The organism is Prevotella sp., assembly GCF_051059605.1.
Classification (GTDB): domain Bacteria; phylum Bacteroidota; class Bacteroidia; order Bacteroidales; family Bacteroidaceae; genus Prevotella.
In genome coordinates, this window is sequence record NZ_CP050883.1 from 2976361 (window position 1) to 2994576 (window position 18216).

Here is an 18216-nt window from a genome sequence, read left to right on the forward strand (position 1 = left end):
TGCAACTTAATATTATTTGTGACAAAACGAATAGTCACTAAAAAGATGCACATTTTATGTTGAAAACACTTTTAAATCTTTGGTGGATACAAAAAAGACGAACCTTTGACTGGAAAAGATTAGGGTGGCTTTTGTATATCCTGTTTATCATTATCTCTGGTATCATCGGGGCTTACGTACAAATACGTAAGGACGGTAATTTTAATATGCACAATGATATAACTCAGAAAATTGCAATTCCGTTGGTCATGACTTTTTCTGTGATGGGTATTCTGATGAAGTTGCTAATGAAGCAGGAAGCTGCTGGAATGGATGATTACCTAAAGTCACGTCCCGTTTTAGAAAGTTCTTGGAATAAGTTTCTTATCATTATGAACCTTGCTGACTATTGGAATTGGGTTAATCCTGTGCTACTTTTCTGTATTTCGTGTTTCATTATGCCAATAGGATATGCATTTCTTACCTTTTTGCTTGCTTTCTGTGTCAGCATAACAGATGGACTCATGCTTACATGTCTGCGTAAAGCTCAGGGATGGGAGTATAAATTGCCTCTGTTCATAGGACTTCTTGTATATTATATTGTCGCTTCAGTCTTTTATGCTGTGTCTGTTGGGCTCAATATTGATATAGTCGCAATTTTCGGCATGATTATTATAACGCTGCTCTTCTTGTTGTGTCTGTATAAGTATATGTGTAGCATAAAACACTATAATGAGCAGAAAACTCATACTTCAAAAGTGCGTAGCCTTGGTGATGTATCGTTGTTCAGTATGGAGTATATCAGTGTGTTTCGCTCAAAGCGTCTTCGTCAGGGCATGATATTCATTCCTTTGGTTTTCATGTTTCAGGTATATGCTCAGGCATTGTCTCTTCATAGCGATGATGGAATAGGAGCTGGCGGTTTGTCTATATTTGTGATGTTCGCTATGGCATTCCCATCAATGTTGCTTGGACAGTGGGTATTTGGTGTTGAGGGTAATTTCTTCCATGGTATCATGACAAAGCCCATATCTATTTACGAGATGTTATGTACAAAGTATTATTTCTTGATGCTTATCAATCTTGTCATGATTATACCTTATATTCCGGGACTATTCTTGGGCTATTGGGGCATAGACCTGCTCGTAGCAACGTTCTTCTTCTGTGCTATCGTTAACATTATAATGATGCCAACGTGTCTTTTTTCAAAGCGTTTAGATCTATTTTCTTCGGCATTCTTCAATTATCAAGGTGCTAACATGGCAATCCATCTCTATAGTTTTGCAATATTTATACCAATGGGAATTTATGCTGCGATTATGCTCTTGATTAATAATATTTATATTGCAGAGTCTATCGTGGCTTTACTTGGAATAATAGCTTTGCTTCTGCATAGAATCGTTCTCAAGTCGCTAGCTAATCGCTTTATGAGTATAAGATATAAGAGAATGGAAACTTTCTGTGAATAAATAATTAAATAAAACGAATATGGAAATAAAGATTGAAAATCTTAAAAAGATATATGGTGACAAAACCGTTGTGGATATACCTCAACTTTCTCTTGGTTCAGGCGAATTGGTTGGATTAGTTGGAAATAATGGCGCTGGAAAAACTACTTTATTGCGTCTTATTCTTGATTTAATAAAGACTGATGACGGCTGTGTTTATAGTAATGGTTTAAAGGTTAATGAAACTGAGGAGTGGAAACAATATACGGGCTCGTTTATTGACGGACGTTTCTTGATAGATTTCTATACGCCAGAGGAATATTTCACATTTATAGGAAAGGTCTACAATATTCCTACAGAAACAGTCAATCAGCGACTTGAAAATTATTCTTCATTGATGCATGATGAAATCTTAGGTACAAAGAAGTATATTCGTGACTTCTCTGAGGGTAATCGTCAAAAAATAGGTATTATTGGTGCTATGATCATTAATCCAGAGGTGCTTCTTCTTGACGAACCATTTAATTATCTAGACCCTTCTTCACAGATAAATATTGCAAAGATGATACAGAGTGCATGTCATGAATTTGGTATGACTGTTATATTGTCTAGCCACAACCTTAATTTTGTGTCTGATATATCAACAAGAATATTGTTGCTAGAAAAAGGACAAGTAATTAAGGATTTGAAGAATGAAGAGGGTAGTGCAATGAAAGAATTGGAAGAGTATTTCGGAGCATAATGTGCCCCGAAATACCTTTCCAAATTTATTGATGTAGTAGATTAAGCTTGTGTAGAGGTTTCAACACATCGCTTACTTTTTCAGTATATCCTTTTATGTTAAGTGTAGCCTGTCCTTTGATATCTTCAACGTTAGCGCCCACTTTAAATGTATAAACTCCAGTATCAACTTTCCATTGACTTCCAGCTTCGTCAAAGCTAGCAAGGTCTCGTTTGTTGATAGTCATCTTTAAAGTCTGGCTTTGTCCGGCTTTAAGCAAATCTGTTTTGGCAAAAGCCTTTAATTCTTTTGCTGGTTTTTCATAGCTACCTTTTGCTGCTGTGACATAAACCTGAGCAACTTCCTTGCCAGCAACCTTTCCCGTGTTCTTTACGCTTACAGACACTTCAATCTTGTCACCATATTCCTTTACTGTAGGTTTGCCATATTCAAAAGTAGTATAGCTAAGTCCGTAACCGAAAGGATAAGCCACCTTCTTTCCAAATGTGTCGAAATATCTGTAACCTACGTATATATCCTCTTCATGGTTTGTGTAGTCTACACCTTGCATTCTTCCGCTTGCAATTTTATCTGTAAGGTTATAATAGTCTGGATTCTGCGGAAAATTCTTTGTTGAAGGAACGTCTGCTGCGCTTATTGGCCATGTCATCGTTAGGTGTCCAGAAGGATTAGCCTTACCTGTCAGAACATCAGCTACGCTGTTTCCACCTTCTTCTCCAGGTTGCCATGCTACAAGAATAGCATCTGCACGATCACGCCATGAAGCCGTTTCCATAACACTGCCTGAATTTATTATAACTATAACAGGCTTTCCGGCAGCATGGAATGCATCGCTGACTCTTGAAATCATGCTCTTTTCATTATCGGTAAGATTGAATTCTCCTTCAATCTGCCTGTCCATGCCTTCTCCTGCCTGTCTTGCTATTGTTATGATAGCAGCGTCTGCACCATTGATCTCGTGTTCTATGCAGCGTTTTGTAATTTCAATTTCGTCGAGTTTAGGCTTTCCTTGATCAAGAAACCACATCTCTGGGTTCTTATCAGCCTTCAGTTTGGCAGTTGCGTATTTCACGTAGTTCTGATAAATTTCAGTAAGTTGTGGTGTTGTACCCACTCCTGCGTTTTTAAGTCCGTTAAGCATATCCACAACATAAGGAACGTTTACGCATCCGGAACCAAGACCACAGCTTAAGAAATCATAAGAGTTTACACCGAAAAGAGCAACGTTCTTTATATTTTTAAGAGGTAAAGTGTGTTCGTCATTCTTCAGCAATACCATACCTTCTGTTGAGGCTTGACGAGTAATCTGTGCATGATCTTCAAGATCTGGTTTATTTGAGTATTTATAACCATTGAATCTAGGTGTCTTGACAATATATTCCAGCATGTTTTTCACACATAGGTCCACATCATTGATGTCAAGTTTGCCAGCTTTAACAGCATTTACAATGTCTTCTACCTGCGCTGGATAACCAGGCATCATAAGGTCGTTTCCTGCAGCGACTTCGTTTTCTATTGGTAAATCTTTGCGCTTTCCTATCCAATCTGTCATAACGATGCCTTTAAATCCCCAGTCATTACGCAGAACATTGGTAAGCAATCCCTTGTTTCCTTGTGCGTATACGCCGTTAATCTTGTTATATGAAGACATCACTGTCCATGGATTGCTATTGCGCACCATCATTTCAAAGCCTTTTAGATAAAGTTCACGAAGCGCACGTTGAGAAACTCTTTCGTCAACACGTGTTCGGTCACTCTCTTGGGAGTTGACAGCGAAGTGCTTTGCACTCACACCTACACCTTGACTCTGTATACCATTAACCATAGCTGTACCAATAGTGCCAGTCACGATAGGATCTTCACTATAGTATTCAAAGTTACGTCCGCAGAGAGGACTTCTGTGTAAATTCATTCCAGGACCAAGGATAACGTCTACTCCATATTCCATAGCTTCGTTACCCATGGCTTTACCAACATTATATACAAGTGAAGTGTTCCAAGTTGAAGCTAGACAGGTACCAACAGGAAAACCTGTGGCATAGAAAGTTTGAGTAGTGCCCTCACGGTGTGAGTCGATGTGGACTCCAGCTGGTCCATCTGCAACAACTGTTGCCGGAATGCCAAGTCTTGGGATAGCAACGGTAATTCCTGCAGCTCCTGCAACAATTTTCTTTTGGTGTCCAAGCATGGAACCTGATCCAACGAAACCGTCGTTACCTCCACCAACAAGCAGTTGGGCTTTCTCTTCAAGAGTCATAGCCTTAATCACGCTGTCAATGTTCTTTGCATTGAGTTGAGGTGCATTTTGTGCAATCATTGTCGTTGATAATAATAAGGCTGTGCAGCCTATGATGATTTTTTTCATTTTAAGGTATTTTGTTGTTTAGCAGTGCAAATATACCATTATTTATTTCACATTCCAAATTTGAATATGCTATTTGTGAGTATTTATAACCAATGATACATACATTATTAACAGATGTAGCAGGTTAGGGAATATATGCGTTAACATACTAACAGGCAAAGCAATGAATCATTTTTTTAGATGTGATATATGTCTTATAAAAAAAGAGCAGTTCTTTTATTTATAATATGGTGTTGTTAAATGTTTACAATATTTTTGTTGGTGTTATTGAATATTTTGGCTATATTTGCAAAATAGCAATGAGAAATACATATAGAAATGAAGACTTATTGATTAACGACTAAACTAATAGTAATAATATGGAACAAAATTTTGATTCAAACGAGCATGTCGTTGAACAGGCTACGGAACATGAAAATTCACAGGAGCCTGTAATCGCAAAACCAGCTAATAATCTGGTCTTAGCAATTTTAACAACAGTATGCTGCTGTCTTCCTTTTGGTATTGTAGCCATAATAAAGGCAAGTCAGGTAAATAACCTTTTTATGCTGAAACAATATGTGGCTGCGCAGGCTTCTGCTAATGAGGCAAAAAAGTGGAGTTATATAGGTATTGCTACAGGATTTGTTGTATCTATAATATATTTATTGTTTAACCTTGCGTGTCATTCTCTAACGAGATAATCATTACTTTGATAATATATTGAGAAATCTTGGCATCGTAATAATCATTTTGGCTGTAGTTTTATTGGGACTTTATTTTCTCAATCCTTGTAGCTATTGGTTTATGCCAAAATGCCCTTTTAAGTTAATTACCGGACTTAGTTGTCCTAGTTGTGGAATACAGCGTTTTATCTATTCGATGCTTCATGGACATTGGCACGAGGCGATTGCCTATAATTACTATTTAGCCTATTCGTTGCCTTATGCGTCTCTGTTTGTTATTGCATGGATAATGCCACAAGGAAAAATGAAGGAAAAACTTTCTGATATTATAGAAAATAGATATGTCGTGTGGTTTTATATCATAACTTTCTTTCTGTGGCTTATAATTAGAAATATTCTCAAAATTTAATAATGTATGGAAAAATACCAAAAAGAACAGTTAATGGGACTTTATGGCAATAAATTCCCAGTGACTAACTTTAGTGAAGTTAATGATAAGCTTGATAACATGGATTACAGCTTTGCCTGTGCATATCTAGCTCAGATGAAAGATCCAACTATAGCTTTGATTTTATCTATTCTTGTTGGTGCCTATGGGATTGACAGAATATATGTAGGTGATGTAGGGCTAGGAATATTAAAGCTCTTGACATGTGGTGGATTAGGTATCTGGTGGATTGTAGATTTGTTCTATATCAGTGACCTTACAAGGACAAAAAATTATGAAACTCTGATGATGATGTAATTTCTTTGACCAACTTGTCAACCAATTCTAGTCAGGTCAGACAACTTATTTAATCAAAACTTTTTCTGGCTAAAGATACGACTCTTAATCAGAAAAAGCTTTTAATGCCACAACTTTATTATTTATGGGGTGGGTGAGTAACATTATCGGGATAAAAGTGTTTGAGACAATATTTCTCTGTGAAGATTTGAATTTTGTACATTTAGACCATCTTCCCCACGTTTTTTGTGTTATTTAGTTACGAAGCTACGGCATCTCTCGTAAAGCCTTTAAACAGAGGGACTGACGATATATAGATTGCAGGATTTAGCTACGGTAAGCTACGTTCTAGCTACGTTATCCATTTCTGCTTATATAATGTACGTGTAGGCACGCGCATACCTAGGGTTTTGCAAAATATAAGCGTCTAATTGTCAACTTGTTGAACATCAGTATTTTATCGACGAATTTGATTAAATAAAGTGACGGTGACCCGACCGTCAAATATCGAGTTTTGCATGCGTTTCTATATAGAAACGGAAACGTTTGCACGTAGAAACGCAGACGTTTCTACGATGTTTTACCTTCTATTGCTTCGTAAAACGCAGTCCATTTCGTCGTAAAACGGATTGCAAAACATCGTAAAACGCATCGAAATACTTCGTAAAGTGTAATTCAATACGATAAAATTTTCGCCCATATTTTACCGACAGATAACCGTCACTTTATTCGAACCGAAAAGATGTCTAACAAATTGATGCTCAACGGATAGACACTTCGACACTTGTTTTTACGAAAAGTCCAGAGTGTGCACATACGCACGCATGCGTATTATGATGTGTAGCATCCAGTAATTGAAACTTTGGCTAACAGACTAACCTAAATCTGATTGCATGGACAAAATTTTTGCAGTATCTTTGCCGAGAATTCAGCGGAATTCGGCAGAACATTTAAACAAGCTTGAAAATTCTGTTTTCGTTTACTGAATCAATTAATACATCCTCAGTTCCCCAGATACAGCCAACGGTTCTTTGACAAATTCACTTATAGAATACATTTCATCCTTAAAAAGACACAAATTGACGTAGCTAGAACGTAGCTAATCGTAGCTAAATACAGCTAACTGCGTTTCGTTAGCCCCTCTGTTTATAGGCTTTGCGAGAGATGCCGTAGCTTCGTAGCTAAATAATACAAAAACGCAGGGAAGATACCCTTACTCTTGCATTAAGAGTCACTAAAATAATAATTAAACGCTAACTTTTTTACTCATAATGAAGTTCATCTTGTTTCTGCGATCAAAAGAGAAGGTTCCGCTGTTGTGCTCAAGATAATCAAACAGTTTGTAGGCTTTGTCGAGAAGCATGTCGGATTCGGGCTTAGAAAACATGCGCGCCTCGCTGTAACATAGTTCAGCAAGCATCTCAATTTTTCCAATTCGATGTTCCTCGTCAGTCCCGGCAAGAGCGTCAAGTGCTTCGTCTACAGTTGCAGTATGATAAAAAGCATAAGGTCCAACGTATTTATCGTAAAGAGTTTGTATCTCCCTGCGCTTAGCTTCAATTTCAGGTTTCTCCAACATTCTCTCAAGTGCAGCCATAAACTCTTGTATAAGGCGCATTGTGTAATCTCTTTCTAACATAGATAATATTAATTATAATTTTGTTTTCGGCTGCAAATATATGAAATATATTTTTGGTAATTCACTCCTTATTCGTATTTTTGCATTTGGAATTCGAAATTTAAGTTTATTATATTTTTATGGGAAAGAAAGCTTTATTGATGATTCTCGATGGATGGGGAATCGGCAAACATGGTAAGGGTGACGTTATTTATAGTACTCCAACTCCTTATCTTGATTATCTTACAGCAGTTTCTGCACACTCTCAGCTACAAACTTCAGGTGAAGATGTTGGACTGCCAGAAGGACAGATGGGTAACTCTGAAGTAGGTCACCTTAATATTGGCGCAGGCCGTATTGTTTATCAGGATCTTGTTAAGATAAACAAGGCTTGTCAAAGTGGTGACATTCTAAAGAATAAAGAAATTATAAACGCATATAGCTACGCTCAGAAGACAGGTAAGAAACTTCATTTGATGGGTCTTACTAGTTCTGGTGGTGTACACTCTTCTCTTGATCATCTTTATAAGTTGATAGAGATTGGTAAGGAATATAATCTTAAAGATGTATATGTTCACTGTTTTATGGATGGTCGTGATACTGATCCAAAGAGCGGTAAAGGATTTATCGAGCAGATAGATAATTGTTGCAAAAACAATGGTGCTCACATCGCAAGTGTTATCGGTCGTTTCTATGCAATGGACCGTGATAAGCGTTGGAACCGTGTGAAAGAGGCTTATGACTTGCTAGTAAAAGGTGAGGGTAAGCAGTCTGACGATATGGTTAAGGCTATGCAGGAAAGTTATGACGAAGGCGTAACAGACGAGTTTATCAAGGCTATTAATAATTCAAAGGTTGACGGAACTATCAGTGATGGTGATGTTGTTATCTTCATCAACTACCGTAACGACCGTGCTAAGGAATTAACACAGGTTCTTACTCAGCAGGATATGCCTGAAGAGGGTATGCAGACTGTAAAGAACTTGCAGTTTTATTGCATGACTCCTTATGATTCAAGTTTCGAAGGTGTTCACATTTTATTCCCTAAGGAAAATGTTGAGGATACTCTTGGTGAATATCTTTCAAAAAGCGGTAAGAAGCAACTTCATACTGCAGAGACAGAAAAATATGCTCATGTAACATTCTTCTTTAATGGTGGTCGCGAGACTCCTTACGAGGGTGAGGACAGAATCTTGGTTCCTTCTCCAAAGGTTGCTACTTATGACTTGAAGCCAGAGATGAGTGCGTTTGAGGTTAAGGATAAATTGGTTGCTGCAATCAATGAGAGCAAGTATGACTTTATTGTTGTTAACTTCGCAAACGGTGATATGGTAGGCCACACTGGTATATACAATGCAATTGCTAAGGCTGTATGGGCTGTAGACAATTGTGTGAAAGAGGTTATTGAGGCTGCTAAGGCTAATGACTATGAGGCTGTGATTATTGCAGACCATGGTAATGCTGATAATGCGATTAACGAGGATGGTACTCCAAATACAGCGCACTCTCTGAACCCAGTTCCTTTCATCTATGTTACAGATAATAATTCTGCAACTGTAAAGGACGGTCGTCTTGCAGATGTTGCTCCTTCTCTTCTTCATATAATGGGAATGGAACAGCCTTCAGACATGACTGGTGAGAATCTTATTTCTGACAATAAGTAATTGTTATTATGGATGTAAAGATTGAAGAAAGTTGGAGAAAGTATCTTGATGCAGAGTTTGACAAGCAATATTTTGTTAATCTTACATCAATGGTACGTGATGAATATCTGCATGGAGAATGTTATCCTCCTGGACATCTGATATTCAATGCTTTCAATCTTTGCCCATTCAAAAAAGTGAAGGTGGTGATAATAGGACAGGATCCATATCATGAACCTGGTCAGGCTATGGGACTGAGCTTTTCTGTTCCAGATGGTGTTGTTATGCCACCTTCACTTATTAATATTTTTAAGGAGATCCAGATGGACCTAGGAAAGCCTATGCCGAAAAACGGTGATCTAACAAGATGGGCGGACCAAGGAGTGTTGCTACTTAATGCAACGCTGACTGTAAAGGCTCACATGGCGAACAGTCATCAGCGCCTTGGTTGGACGGAATTTACTGATGCTGCAATAAAGGCATTAAGCGACAATCGCGAAGGATTGGTGTTCATGCTTTGGGGAGGCTTTGCCCGTGGAAAGAAATATCTTATTGACAATAGCAAACATTTTGTATTGGAATGTGTGCATCCGTCTCCACTATCAGCTAATCGTGGCGGATGGTTTGGTAACCATCAATTTTCAAAATGTAATGAATATCTAGAAAGCAGGGGAGAGACTCCTGTGGAATGGTGATATTCGCAAATATTCGGATAACGATTTAAATCTATGGATGATTTACATATAGTTCAGGTGGGAAACGTATTGGTTTCTCCTGATATTTTTACTGAAAAATTTTGTTGTGATCTTGATAAGTGTAAAGGGCAATGCTGTGTTGAGGGAGATGCTGGTGCCCCAGTAACTCTTGATGAGATAGGCGGTATTGAGGATTCGCTAGACACAGTGTGGGAAGATATGAACGCATCTGCCCAAGCTATTGTAGACAAACAGGGTGTTGCCTATGTTGATCAGGAGGGAGACTTGGTGACAAGTATTGTAAATGGAAAGGATTGTGTTTTTACTTGCTATGAAAACGGATGCTGCTTATGTGCATTAGAAAGAGCCTTTCGTGCTAAAAAAACAGATTTTGTGAAGCCTATATCATGTGCACTTTATCCTATAAGGGTTAAGGAGTTTAAAAACGGTACTGTAGGAATAAATTATAACCGTTGGGATGTTTGCAAGGATGCTGTGGTAAAGGGTAGAGAACTTAATCTTCCTGTTTACAAGTTCCTTGAAGGACCCCTTACACGTCGTTTTGGTGCAGAATGGTATGCCGAATTATGTGAGGTGGGGGAACAATTGAAAAAGATGTAGCTGATAGTTTTATCAACTGCGCCTGTATTGTGTAGGTGACATGCCTACGTGTTCCTTAAAATATTTTCCAAGAAAACTTTGATTAGGGAAATTTAGAATCAATGATATTTCCTTAATGCTTTTTGATGTATTCTTTAGAAGTACTCGTATCTCCAAAGTTACATAATAATCTATCCACTCGTTGGGAGTGCGGTGGCTTATGGACTTAACGGTTTCTGAAAGATATTTCGCGGTGATATTTAGTTGGCTAGCATACCAATTTACACGTCGTTCATTTCTGAAATTATGTTCTATAAGGTTGATGTAGTCAAAGAAAATATTCTCTCCCCTTGTACGTTTGCGTCCATCATTATTTTGTATGCGGTAAATAGTATTGCTGATATCATAAATAACAGTCTGTAGTAAAGACTTTACTGTCTCAACGCGGAAATGGTGGTCCTGAAGATCTACCTTTTCCTTAAGTAGGCTATAGTATTTCTGTAGCATTTCAGACTCATTATCATGAAGTCCGCATACAGGATTATTTTTTGAAAACAAAAAGAGTGACGAAAGTTCATGGATATTTGAAATGATTTCTCTGAAGAATTTGTCAGAAACAAGTATTCCGATACCATCACAATCAGGACTAAGTAGATAGTTACTTGCAACTTGACCAGGGCTAACTATTAACATATCATTTGGATGGACAAAGTATTCTACTGTATCTACAGAGTATTTGGCCTCGCCTTTTGTGCACAGCGCAATTAGCAGGCATCCCATCCTTTTTGGCTCGTCTGGGAAAGGTAAATCACCAATGGAATCAATCAGCAGTAAGTCTTCATCAATGTGACTGCTTTGGTGTAATTCCAATGTTGATGCTATTGTAATTTCTCTACTTAGTGGACTCATTTTACAAAGGTAATGCAAAAAATGGAATTTTTAGCTATCTTTTATTTAAAAATAATGCATCAATATAACCAATTAGCGTGAAAATAAGAATTTATCTCAACTCCTTCCACACTTTGTATTTGGCTTTTTCTGAATTTTTTGTCGCCACAGATAATAATGTCATCGCAATATTTATCTGTGAATTTTCTGTATGCCTGTTCATCAACTTCTCCATTGCATGTGTATTTGAGTCCTCCGATATCTAATTTTTCGCCTTTCTTTGCTCCGCGTAGTGTGATGCGCACATAGCCTTGAAATGCAGGCTTGAAACGACATTCAATTGAGTCTTTGCGAATCCTGTGATATTCTGGGCGTATGATTTTCGTGACACGTCGAGAGTTGTAAAATGATGCGTAATCAGAAGTAGAACTTGTTATCTCTTTGTATTGAAGCTTTGCGCTTATCCAACATGCAGGTTCGTATTCTGAATAATTCCAAACAGCATCATTTGACGGTGAAATAAATTCTTCTTCACCATCAGTTGTTAATGAAATATTTGCTTTTCTGCAGAGCCATTCGTCATTAGCATTGTAGGAAAACGGTTCGCCATTTGGCATTACTCCGTAATAGTTGAGAGAAATTTGTCGAGACTGAACGTGGGGAAACGAAGGGCTGTACCATACCGCAATCGTATTGCTGTCAGGGCGAAGAAATCTTGTTACATTGAATGTTATGTTTATAGGTTCGTCGCTTTGGCTACATGCACGGTACGGTAGCCGTGTATCTGTTGATACATTATATCCGTTTATACAGAGCTCAATCTGTCCTGTTGTCGTTATACTGATGTTGGCTAATTCCGGGCGTTGGTTATGTATATATGTCTGCCTGAACCAAATCTGTGATGTAGAGTCGACTTCTGGGTATGATATCCATTTTGGCATAAGAGTTTGTGCACTAATGCCATAGGATATCATTAAAAGTAGACCTATCATTATTTCTCTCATTATATTTTCTTTATCTTCCCTTTACTTAGTGTAATCGTCTTTACTTTATTATTGTATATTACTTTAACTGTACCGCCAACAGTACTAAATATTTCAGCATTTATAATCTTTCCGTTTTTCCAATCCATATTTACAATAAATCCACCTCTAGCTTTAAGTCCTTTTATAGAACCAGTCTTCCATGAGGCAGGACATGCAGGGAGAAGTTGTATGGTGTTGCCGTCACTTTGCATCAACATCTCACAAACTCCAGCTGTTCCTCCGAAGTTGCCATCAATCTGAAAAGGTGGGTGTGCATCAAATAGGTTTGGATATGTTCCTCCGCTGTGTTTGCGATCAGCACCCTTATAATTGTCGGGACTTACATAGGTGAGTAGTTTCTGGAATATATGATAAGCCATATCGGCACGATGGAGACGTGCCCATAGATTAATTCTCCAGCCTGTACTCCAACCTGTTGTCTTGTCGCCCTTTATTTCTAAAGTGCGTGTTGCTGCTTTTGCAAGTTCAGGAGTGGCAGCAACTGTAATCTGATGTCCTGGATATAAACCAATGAGGTGGCTTTGATGACGGTGCTGAAAATCATAATCGTCCCAATCATAATACCATTCGTTGATGTCTCCCATGTGTCCTACTGTGTATGGATGCAGGCGTTTGATAGTCGACGCAAGTGTATCTTGATATGATTTATCGATGTTAAGCGCTTGTGCAGCCTTTCGCGTGTTAGTTAGGAGTTCACGTATGATAGCAAGGTCGGCTGTACCTCCATAGCATGTAGTACCATGATATCCTTTGTCGTTTACGTATTCATTTTCAGGACTTGTGCTTGGTGCAGTAATCAATTCACCTTTCTTGTTGGGGTTTTCGATTAGCCATTTCAGCATAAAGTCACTTGCTCCCTTCATCAGCGGATAGGCTGTGTCATGTAGGTATTTCTTATCTCTATTGAAGTCATAGTGTTCCCAAAGTGTGTTTACGAGCCATGCTCCTCCCATATTCCAATTGCTCCATTCTGGACTTTCTTGCTTTTCTCCAACAGGATTAGACATAGCCCATATATCTGAATTATGACTTGAACACCATCCTTGGTTTATGCCATAATAGTGTTCGGCGGTATATTTACCAGTCTTTGCCAATGATGAAATGAAACCGTCTAAGGGCATTACCATTTCAGATAGATTTGCTTCTTCTGCATGCCAATAGTTTTCCTCAAGGTTTATGTTTACGGTATAGTTTCCACGCCAAGGGGAAATTTTATGTGGTGTCCAAAGACCTTGTAAGTTGGCAGGTACGGAAGGTGTGCGTGAACTACTAATAAGCAGATAGCGACCGTATTGGAAGTATAGTGTTTCCAGATATGTGTTGTTTCCACCATTGGCGGTATAGTCTTTCAACTGTTGCTCGGTAGTTTTTTTATTGTCGTATTTAGCTCCGTTAAGGTTGAGTGAGAGTCTACTGTAAATCTTTCTGTAGTCAGAAATATGACGTTCGCGGAACTGCTGATATGTATAGTTTACTGTATGCCAAATATCATTAGTAGCGTTTTCTATATAATCTGCTCCTTCGTTTACAGGATGCTTGTCGAAGCCGTTAAAACTAGTCTCGTTTACAAAATATAATGTTGCTTCGTCTGCATTGATAATTTGGAGAGAAGAATCGGTAACTTCAATCTTTCCACCTTTATTGTCTGCTTTAAGGATTGAGCAGAAATGGATACTCTCTTTTGGATCACCGATAGCATTTCCAAGCATCGTTATCTGCTTGTCAGAGGCTTTTACCTTGTGCGGTGTTTGTCCGGTTAGAAGGATTTCGCAATTTATTGATGCTTTTTTGCTAGCGCTTAGATGAATAGCTATCAATTTATCTGGATTACTTGCGAAATATTCACGATAGAAATTTACGTCGCCACGAGTGTATTTTATCTTTGTGATTGCACTGTCTATGTCAAGCTCACGATAATAGTTTGATACACTGCCCTTTGCGTAGTCATTTATCTTTAGGGTTGAAAGCGGTTGGTAGTTCTCTGAATTATGTCCCTGCACCATGTGTTGTAGTATGTCTGCTTCCTTGTAGTTCTCTTTAAATAGCTCTTGGCGTATAAGCGGAATATATTTGTAGGCATCATCACCTTCATTAGGATTAACAGGTTTTCCTGTCCAAAAAGTTATATCGTTGAGGTATAAGATGTCTTGATCTGGATTACCATATACAAGTGCACCAAGCTTACCATTACCAATTGGTAACGACTCTTCGAAATACTGCGCAGGAGAGTTATACCATAATCTCATAGGCAGCTGGCTGGCAGACACTGTTAGTGATAGTGCTATTACCAGGAATGTGAATATATACTTTTTCATAATCGTGAATATTAATGAAAATCCCCCTCCTGCAGGAGGAGAGGGATTGAAATATTTTAAGTTTTGCTTTTATGCGTCAATATTTGCGTATGTAGCATTCTGCTCGATAAATTCACGTCGTGGTTCAACGTCGTCTCCCATTAACATGGAGAATATCTCGTCTGCTTCGGCTGCATTCTGAATTGTAACCTGCTTGAGAAGACGTGATGTTGGATTCATGGTAGTATCCCATAGCTGATCAGGATTCATTTCACCCAAACCTTTATAACGCTGTGTATGCAAAGCCTTATCATCTTCTTTTCCCTCAACATACTTATCAATGAAAGCCTGACGTTGTTGCTCGGTGTAGCAATATTCGCTGACTTTTCTGTAAGTACACTTGTAGAGTGGAGGAGTAGCAATATAAAGATGTCCGTCTTCAATGACTTTAGGCATGAAACGATAGAATAACGTCATGATAAGAGTGTCGATGTGAGAACCATCGACATCGGCATCGGTCATGATTATAATCTTGTCGTAACGTAGCTTATCAATATTGGCTTCACGATCGGCTTCGCCTTCAACACCAAAACGAACTCCAATACTCTGAATGATGTTCATTACAGACTCTGCTTCGAAAACTCTATGCCATTGAACCTTTTCGACATTAAGAATCTTACCGCGAAGAGGTAATATGGCTTGTGTATAGCGGTCACGACCCTGTTTAGCTGAGCCACCGGCAGAATCACCCTCGACAAGGAATATTTCGCACTCGTGTGGATCTTTGTTTGAACAGTCTGCCAACTTACCAGGAAGTCCGCCTCCTCCCATAATGCTCTTGCGTTGTACGCTTTCACGAGCTTTACGGGCAGCTATACGCGCAGTGGCTGCAAGAACTACTTTCTCACATATTTTTTTAGCCTCTACAGGGTGTTCTTCCAGATAGTTGGATAGAGCTTCACCCACAGCCTGTTGAACGGCACCTGCAACTTCACTGTTACCTAGTTTGGTCTTTGTCTGACCTTCAAACTGTGGCTCTGCAACCTTTATCGATATAACAGCTGTAAGACCTTCACGGAAGTCCTCACCGGCAATCTCGATTTTCGCCTTTTCAATCTGCTTTGATATTGTAGAGTCAGAGTCTGCATAATTTTTCAACGTACGTGTGAGAGCTGCACGGAAACCAGTAAGGTGGGTGCCGCCTTCAATAGTATTAATGTTGTTTACGTAGCTATGGATGTTTTCAGAGTAATCTGTGTTATACATAATAGCTACTTCGATAGGAGTACTTTGTTTTTCGGTTTTAAGGAAGATAACATCATCAAAAAGATGTTGACGATGACGGTCTACATAACGAACGAATTCCTTTAAGCCGTCTTTGGCATGGAATACTTCCTGACGAATTTTTCCTTCTTCGTCCTTGCGAAGATCAGTGAGAATGATTTTAATACCAGCATTAAGGTATGCAAGCTCACGCATACGACTCGCAACAAGGTCCCATTTAAAAGTAGTTGTTGTGAATATTGTAGGATCTGGCCAAAACTGTTGGCGTGTACCACGTTTGTCAGTTTCACCAACCACTTTAACAGGATAAAGTGGTTTGCCTTTTTCGTATTCCTGTTGATATATCTTTCCGTTGCGGAATACTTGTGAAAGCATGTGGATAGAAAGTGCGTTGACACAACTTACACCCACACCATGCAGACCACCGCTGACTTTATATGATCCTTTGTCAAACTTACCACCAGCATGCAGTACTGTCATAACGACTTCAAGAGCAGACTTGTGGAGCTTTTTGTGCTCATCAACTGGGATGCCGCGACCATTATCCTCAACGGAAACAGAACCGTCTTCGTTGATAGTAATCTCAACGTCTGTGCAATATCCAGCCATTGCCTCGTCGATAGAGTTGTCGACAGTCTCATTGATAAGGTGATGAAGACCTTTTTCACTGATGTCGCCAATATACATAGCTGGGCGCTTGCGCACAGCTTCAAGACCCTCGAGAACCTGAATATTCGAGGCTGAATAACTCGCCTCGTTGTTTTGATTTTCTGCCATTTCTTTGATTAGTAATATTTAGTTGCAAAGATACTAAAAAATAGACATAATACGAAACTTTTATACACTAAAATACTTAAAAATCAAAGTGATTTAATGCTAAAAATGTGTGTTTGAAATGATTTGATTGAAAGGATGATGTGTAAAAACAAAATAAAGGTCATAATTTCACAAGAAATTATGACCTTTACTGAAAAACAAACAAGGTTAGTATTAACCTAGCTTGCTAATATGCAGTGCTAAACCTGATTTGATATTAGCAGCTTTGTTTGAGTGAATAATGTTAGCTTTAGCCAACTTATCCAACATTTTCTGTACAACTGGGTAGAGCTTGATTGCTTCATCCTTGTCAGAGAGTGCGCGAAGTTTGCGAACTGCGTTACGCATTGTCTTTGCATAATATTTATTGTGCAGAGTCTTTGTCTTTGTCTGACGGATTCTCTTTACTGATGATTTGTGATTTGCCATCTTAAATTATACTTTTTATTTTTACTTGTAGTCCCTAGCAGAGTCGAACTGCTCTTTAGAGAATGAAAATCTCTCGTCCTAACCGATAGACGAAGGGACCATGGCTTAAATTGCGGGTGCAAAGTTAGGACTTTTTCCCCAAACCTCCAAATATTTATAGAATTATTTTAAGAGAAAGTGATTTTTTTTGTATTTTGCTCTTTAAATTTTGTTTTTTCGGTCTTTTACATTAACTTTGAATAACAATGATAATAAAGACTAGAGCCATAGTATTGCATTCTTTTAAATTCGGTGAGAACAAGATTATTGTTGACTTGTTCACCGAAGAGCATGGTCGTGTGTCTTTTGTGACAACGATTTCATCATCAGCAAAGGCTAAGATTAAGAAACAATACTTTCAGCCATTTTCAATTCTAGAAGTGGAATATGATTACAGACAAAAGAAAGATTTGCAAATATTTAAATATGTTGGTATTGCTTTCCCTTTTGTATCTATGCCATTTGATCAGTATAAAATGGTCATATCCCTATTTCTTGCAGAATTTACTTTTTATGCCATAAGGGGAGAACAGAAGAATACTCCTTTGTTTGGATACGTAATGAATAGTTTGAAATGGTTGGATAGTTGTAGTTCAGGCTTTTCTAATTTTCATTTAGTATACATGATTCACCTATTGAAGTTTATAGGCTTTTATCCTAATCTTGATGATTATGAGAAAGGCTTTTACTTTGACTTGAGAAGTGGATGCTATATAAGTATGCCGCCTTTTCATCGAGAATATTTATCGGCTGATGATACATCATTATTGTCGACTTTTTGTAGAATGGATTATTCAAACATGCATTTTTTTAAGATGTCGCATATTGACAGAAATAGATTAGTTGATGTCGTACTTTCTTATTATAGGTTGCATGTGCCTAAGTTTCCTGAACTAAAATCGTATGATGTACTAAAAGAATTATATAAATAGGTATAACGA

General features: G+C 38.2%; 16 protein-coding genes. 9 read left to right on the forward strand and 7 right to left on the reverse strand.

Annotation, left to right across the window (positions count from 1 at the left end; genetic code table 11):
* Positions 1 to 56 precede the first annotated feature (56 nt).
* Together HEQ28_RS11575 and HEQ28_RS11580 are read left to right on the forward strand one after the other, a co-directional pair.
* Positions 57 to 1448, forward strand: coding sequence for a DUF5687 family protein (locus HEQ28_RS11575; protein ID WP_434502585.1), 1392 nt, complete (start codon positions 57 to 59; stop codon positions 1446 to 1448).
* A 19-nt stretch (positions 1449 to 1467) separates the two neighbouring features.
* Positions 1468 to 2169 carry an ABC transporter ATP-binding protein gene (locus HEQ28_RS11580; RefSeq protein ID WP_434502587.1) on the forward strand — a complete coding sequence of 234 codons (702 nt, stop codon included), beginning with the start codon at positions 1468 to 1470 and terminating at the stop codon, positions 2167 to 2169.
* 25 nt (positions 2170 to 2194) lie between these two features.
* On the opposite strand, the gene HEQ28_RS11585 is transcribed toward HEQ28_RS11580, so the two are convergent.
* Complete coding sequence (locus HEQ28_RS11585; RefSeq protein WP_434502589.1) at positions 2195 to 4534, reverse strand: glycoside hydrolase family 3 C-terminal domain-containing protein; 2340 nt, start codon at positions 4532 to 4534, stop codon at positions 2195 to 2197.
* Between the two features lie 359 nt (positions 4535 to 4893).
* Between HEQ28_RS11585 and HEQ28_RS11590 the strand changes: the two genes are divergently transcribed.
* The 3 genes from HEQ28_RS11590 to HEQ28_RS11600 are packed head-to-tail and all read left to right on the forward strand — an operon-like array spanning position 4894 to position 5944.
* Complete coding sequence (locus HEQ28_RS11590; protein ID WP_434502591.1) at positions 4894 to 5217, forward strand: CD225/dispanin family protein; 324 nt, start codon at positions 4894 to 4896, stop codon at positions 5215 to 5217.
* A gap of 49 nt (positions 5218 to 5266) precedes the next feature.
* Positions 5267 to 5608, forward strand: coding sequence for a DUF2752 domain-containing protein (locus HEQ28_RS11595; RefSeq protein ID WP_434502593.1), 342 nt, complete (start codon positions 5267 to 5269; stop codon positions 5606 to 5608).
* A 6-nt stretch (positions 5609 to 5614) separates the two neighbouring features.
* Positions 5615 to 5944 carry a TM2 domain-containing protein gene (locus tag HEQ28_RS11600; protein ID WP_434502595.1) on the forward strand — a complete coding sequence of 110 codons (330 nt, stop codon included), beginning with the start codon at positions 5615 to 5617 and terminating at the stop codon, positions 5942 to 5944.
* A 1225-nt stretch (positions 5945 to 7169) separates the two neighbouring features.
* On the opposite strand, the gene HEQ28_RS11605 is transcribed toward HEQ28_RS11600, so the two are convergent.
* The gene (locus HEQ28_RS11605; RefSeq protein WP_434502597.1) at positions 7170 to 7562 is read right to left on the reverse strand and encodes a hypothetical protein; all 393 of its coding nucleotides are present in this window, start codon (positions 7560 to 7562) and stop codon (positions 7170 to 7172) included.
* 119 nt (positions 7563 to 7681) lie between these two features.
* On the opposite strand from HEQ28_RS11605, the gene gpmI reads away from it, so the two are divergent.
* From gpmI to HEQ28_RS11620, 3 genes are read left to right on the forward strand one after another with little or no spacing between them, the layout of a single operon-like run.
* Entirely contained in the window at positions 7682 to 9205 is a 1524-nt protein-coding gene (gene gpmI / locus HEQ28_RS11610) for a 2,3-bisphosphoglycerate-independent phosphoglycerate mutase (protein WP_434502599.1), read from the forward strand.
* A gap of 8 nt (positions 9206 to 9213) precedes the next feature.
* Entirely contained in the window at positions 9214 to 9879 is a 666-nt protein-coding gene (gene ung, locus HEQ28_RS11615) for a uracil-DNA glycosylase (protein WP_434502601.1), read from the forward strand.
* A gap of 33 nt (positions 9880 to 9912) precedes the next feature.
* Positions 9913 to 10500: a DUF3109 family protein gene (locus tag HEQ28_RS11620; protein WP_434502603.1), complete on the forward strand. Its 588-nt coding sequence runs from the start codon at positions 9913 to 9915 to the stop codon at positions 10498 to 10500.
* 12 nt (positions 10501 to 10512) lie between these two features.
* Here HEQ28_RS11620 and HEQ28_RS11625 read toward each other — a convergent pair whose 3' ends face one another.
* The 5 genes from HEQ28_RS11625 to rpsT form a co-directional block, all read right to left on the reverse strand.
* On the reverse strand, positions 10513 to 11388 hold the full coding sequence (locus HEQ28_RS11625) for an AraC family transcriptional regulator (protein WP_434502605.1): 876 nt from the start codon (positions 11386 to 11388) through the stop codon (positions 10513 to 10515).
* A 59-nt stretch (positions 11389 to 11447) separates the two neighbouring features.
* Positions 11448 to 12371 (reverse strand): alpha-L-rhamnosidase, encoded by a 924-nt coding sequence (locus tag HEQ28_RS11630; protein WP_434502607.1) that lies wholly within the window; start codon positions 12369 to 12371, stop codon positions 11448 to 11450.
* Complete coding sequence (locus tag HEQ28_RS11635) at positions 12371 to 14728, reverse strand: glycoside hydrolase family 95 protein (protein WP_434502608.1); 2358 nt, start codon at positions 14726 to 14728, stop codon at positions 12371 to 12373. The genes HEQ28_RS11630 and HEQ28_RS11635 overlap by 1 nt, the downstream gene beginning before the upstream one ends.
* A 69-nt stretch (positions 14729 to 14797) precedes the next feature.
* A complete protein-coding gene (gene gyrB / locus HEQ28_RS11640) occupies positions 14798 to 16768 on the reverse strand; it encodes a DNA topoisomerase (ATP-hydrolyzing) subunit B (RefSeq protein WP_434502610.1) in 1971 nt (656 codons plus the stop codon).
* Positions 16769 to 16981: 213 nt separating this feature from the next.
* Positions 16982 to 17236: a 30S ribosomal protein S20 gene (rpsT, locus tag HEQ28_RS11645; RefSeq protein ID WP_434502612.1), complete on the reverse strand. Its 255-nt coding sequence runs from the start codon at positions 17234 to 17236 to the stop codon at positions 16982 to 16984.
* A 245-nt stretch (positions 17237 to 17481) separates the two neighbouring features.
* Between rpsT and recO the strand changes: the two genes are divergently transcribed.
* Complete coding sequence (recO, locus tag HEQ28_RS11650; RefSeq protein WP_434502613.1) at positions 17482 to 18207, forward strand: DNA repair protein RecO; 726 nt, start codon at positions 17482 to 17484, stop codon at positions 18205 to 18207.
* Positions 18208 to 18216: the final 9 nt, after the last annotated feature.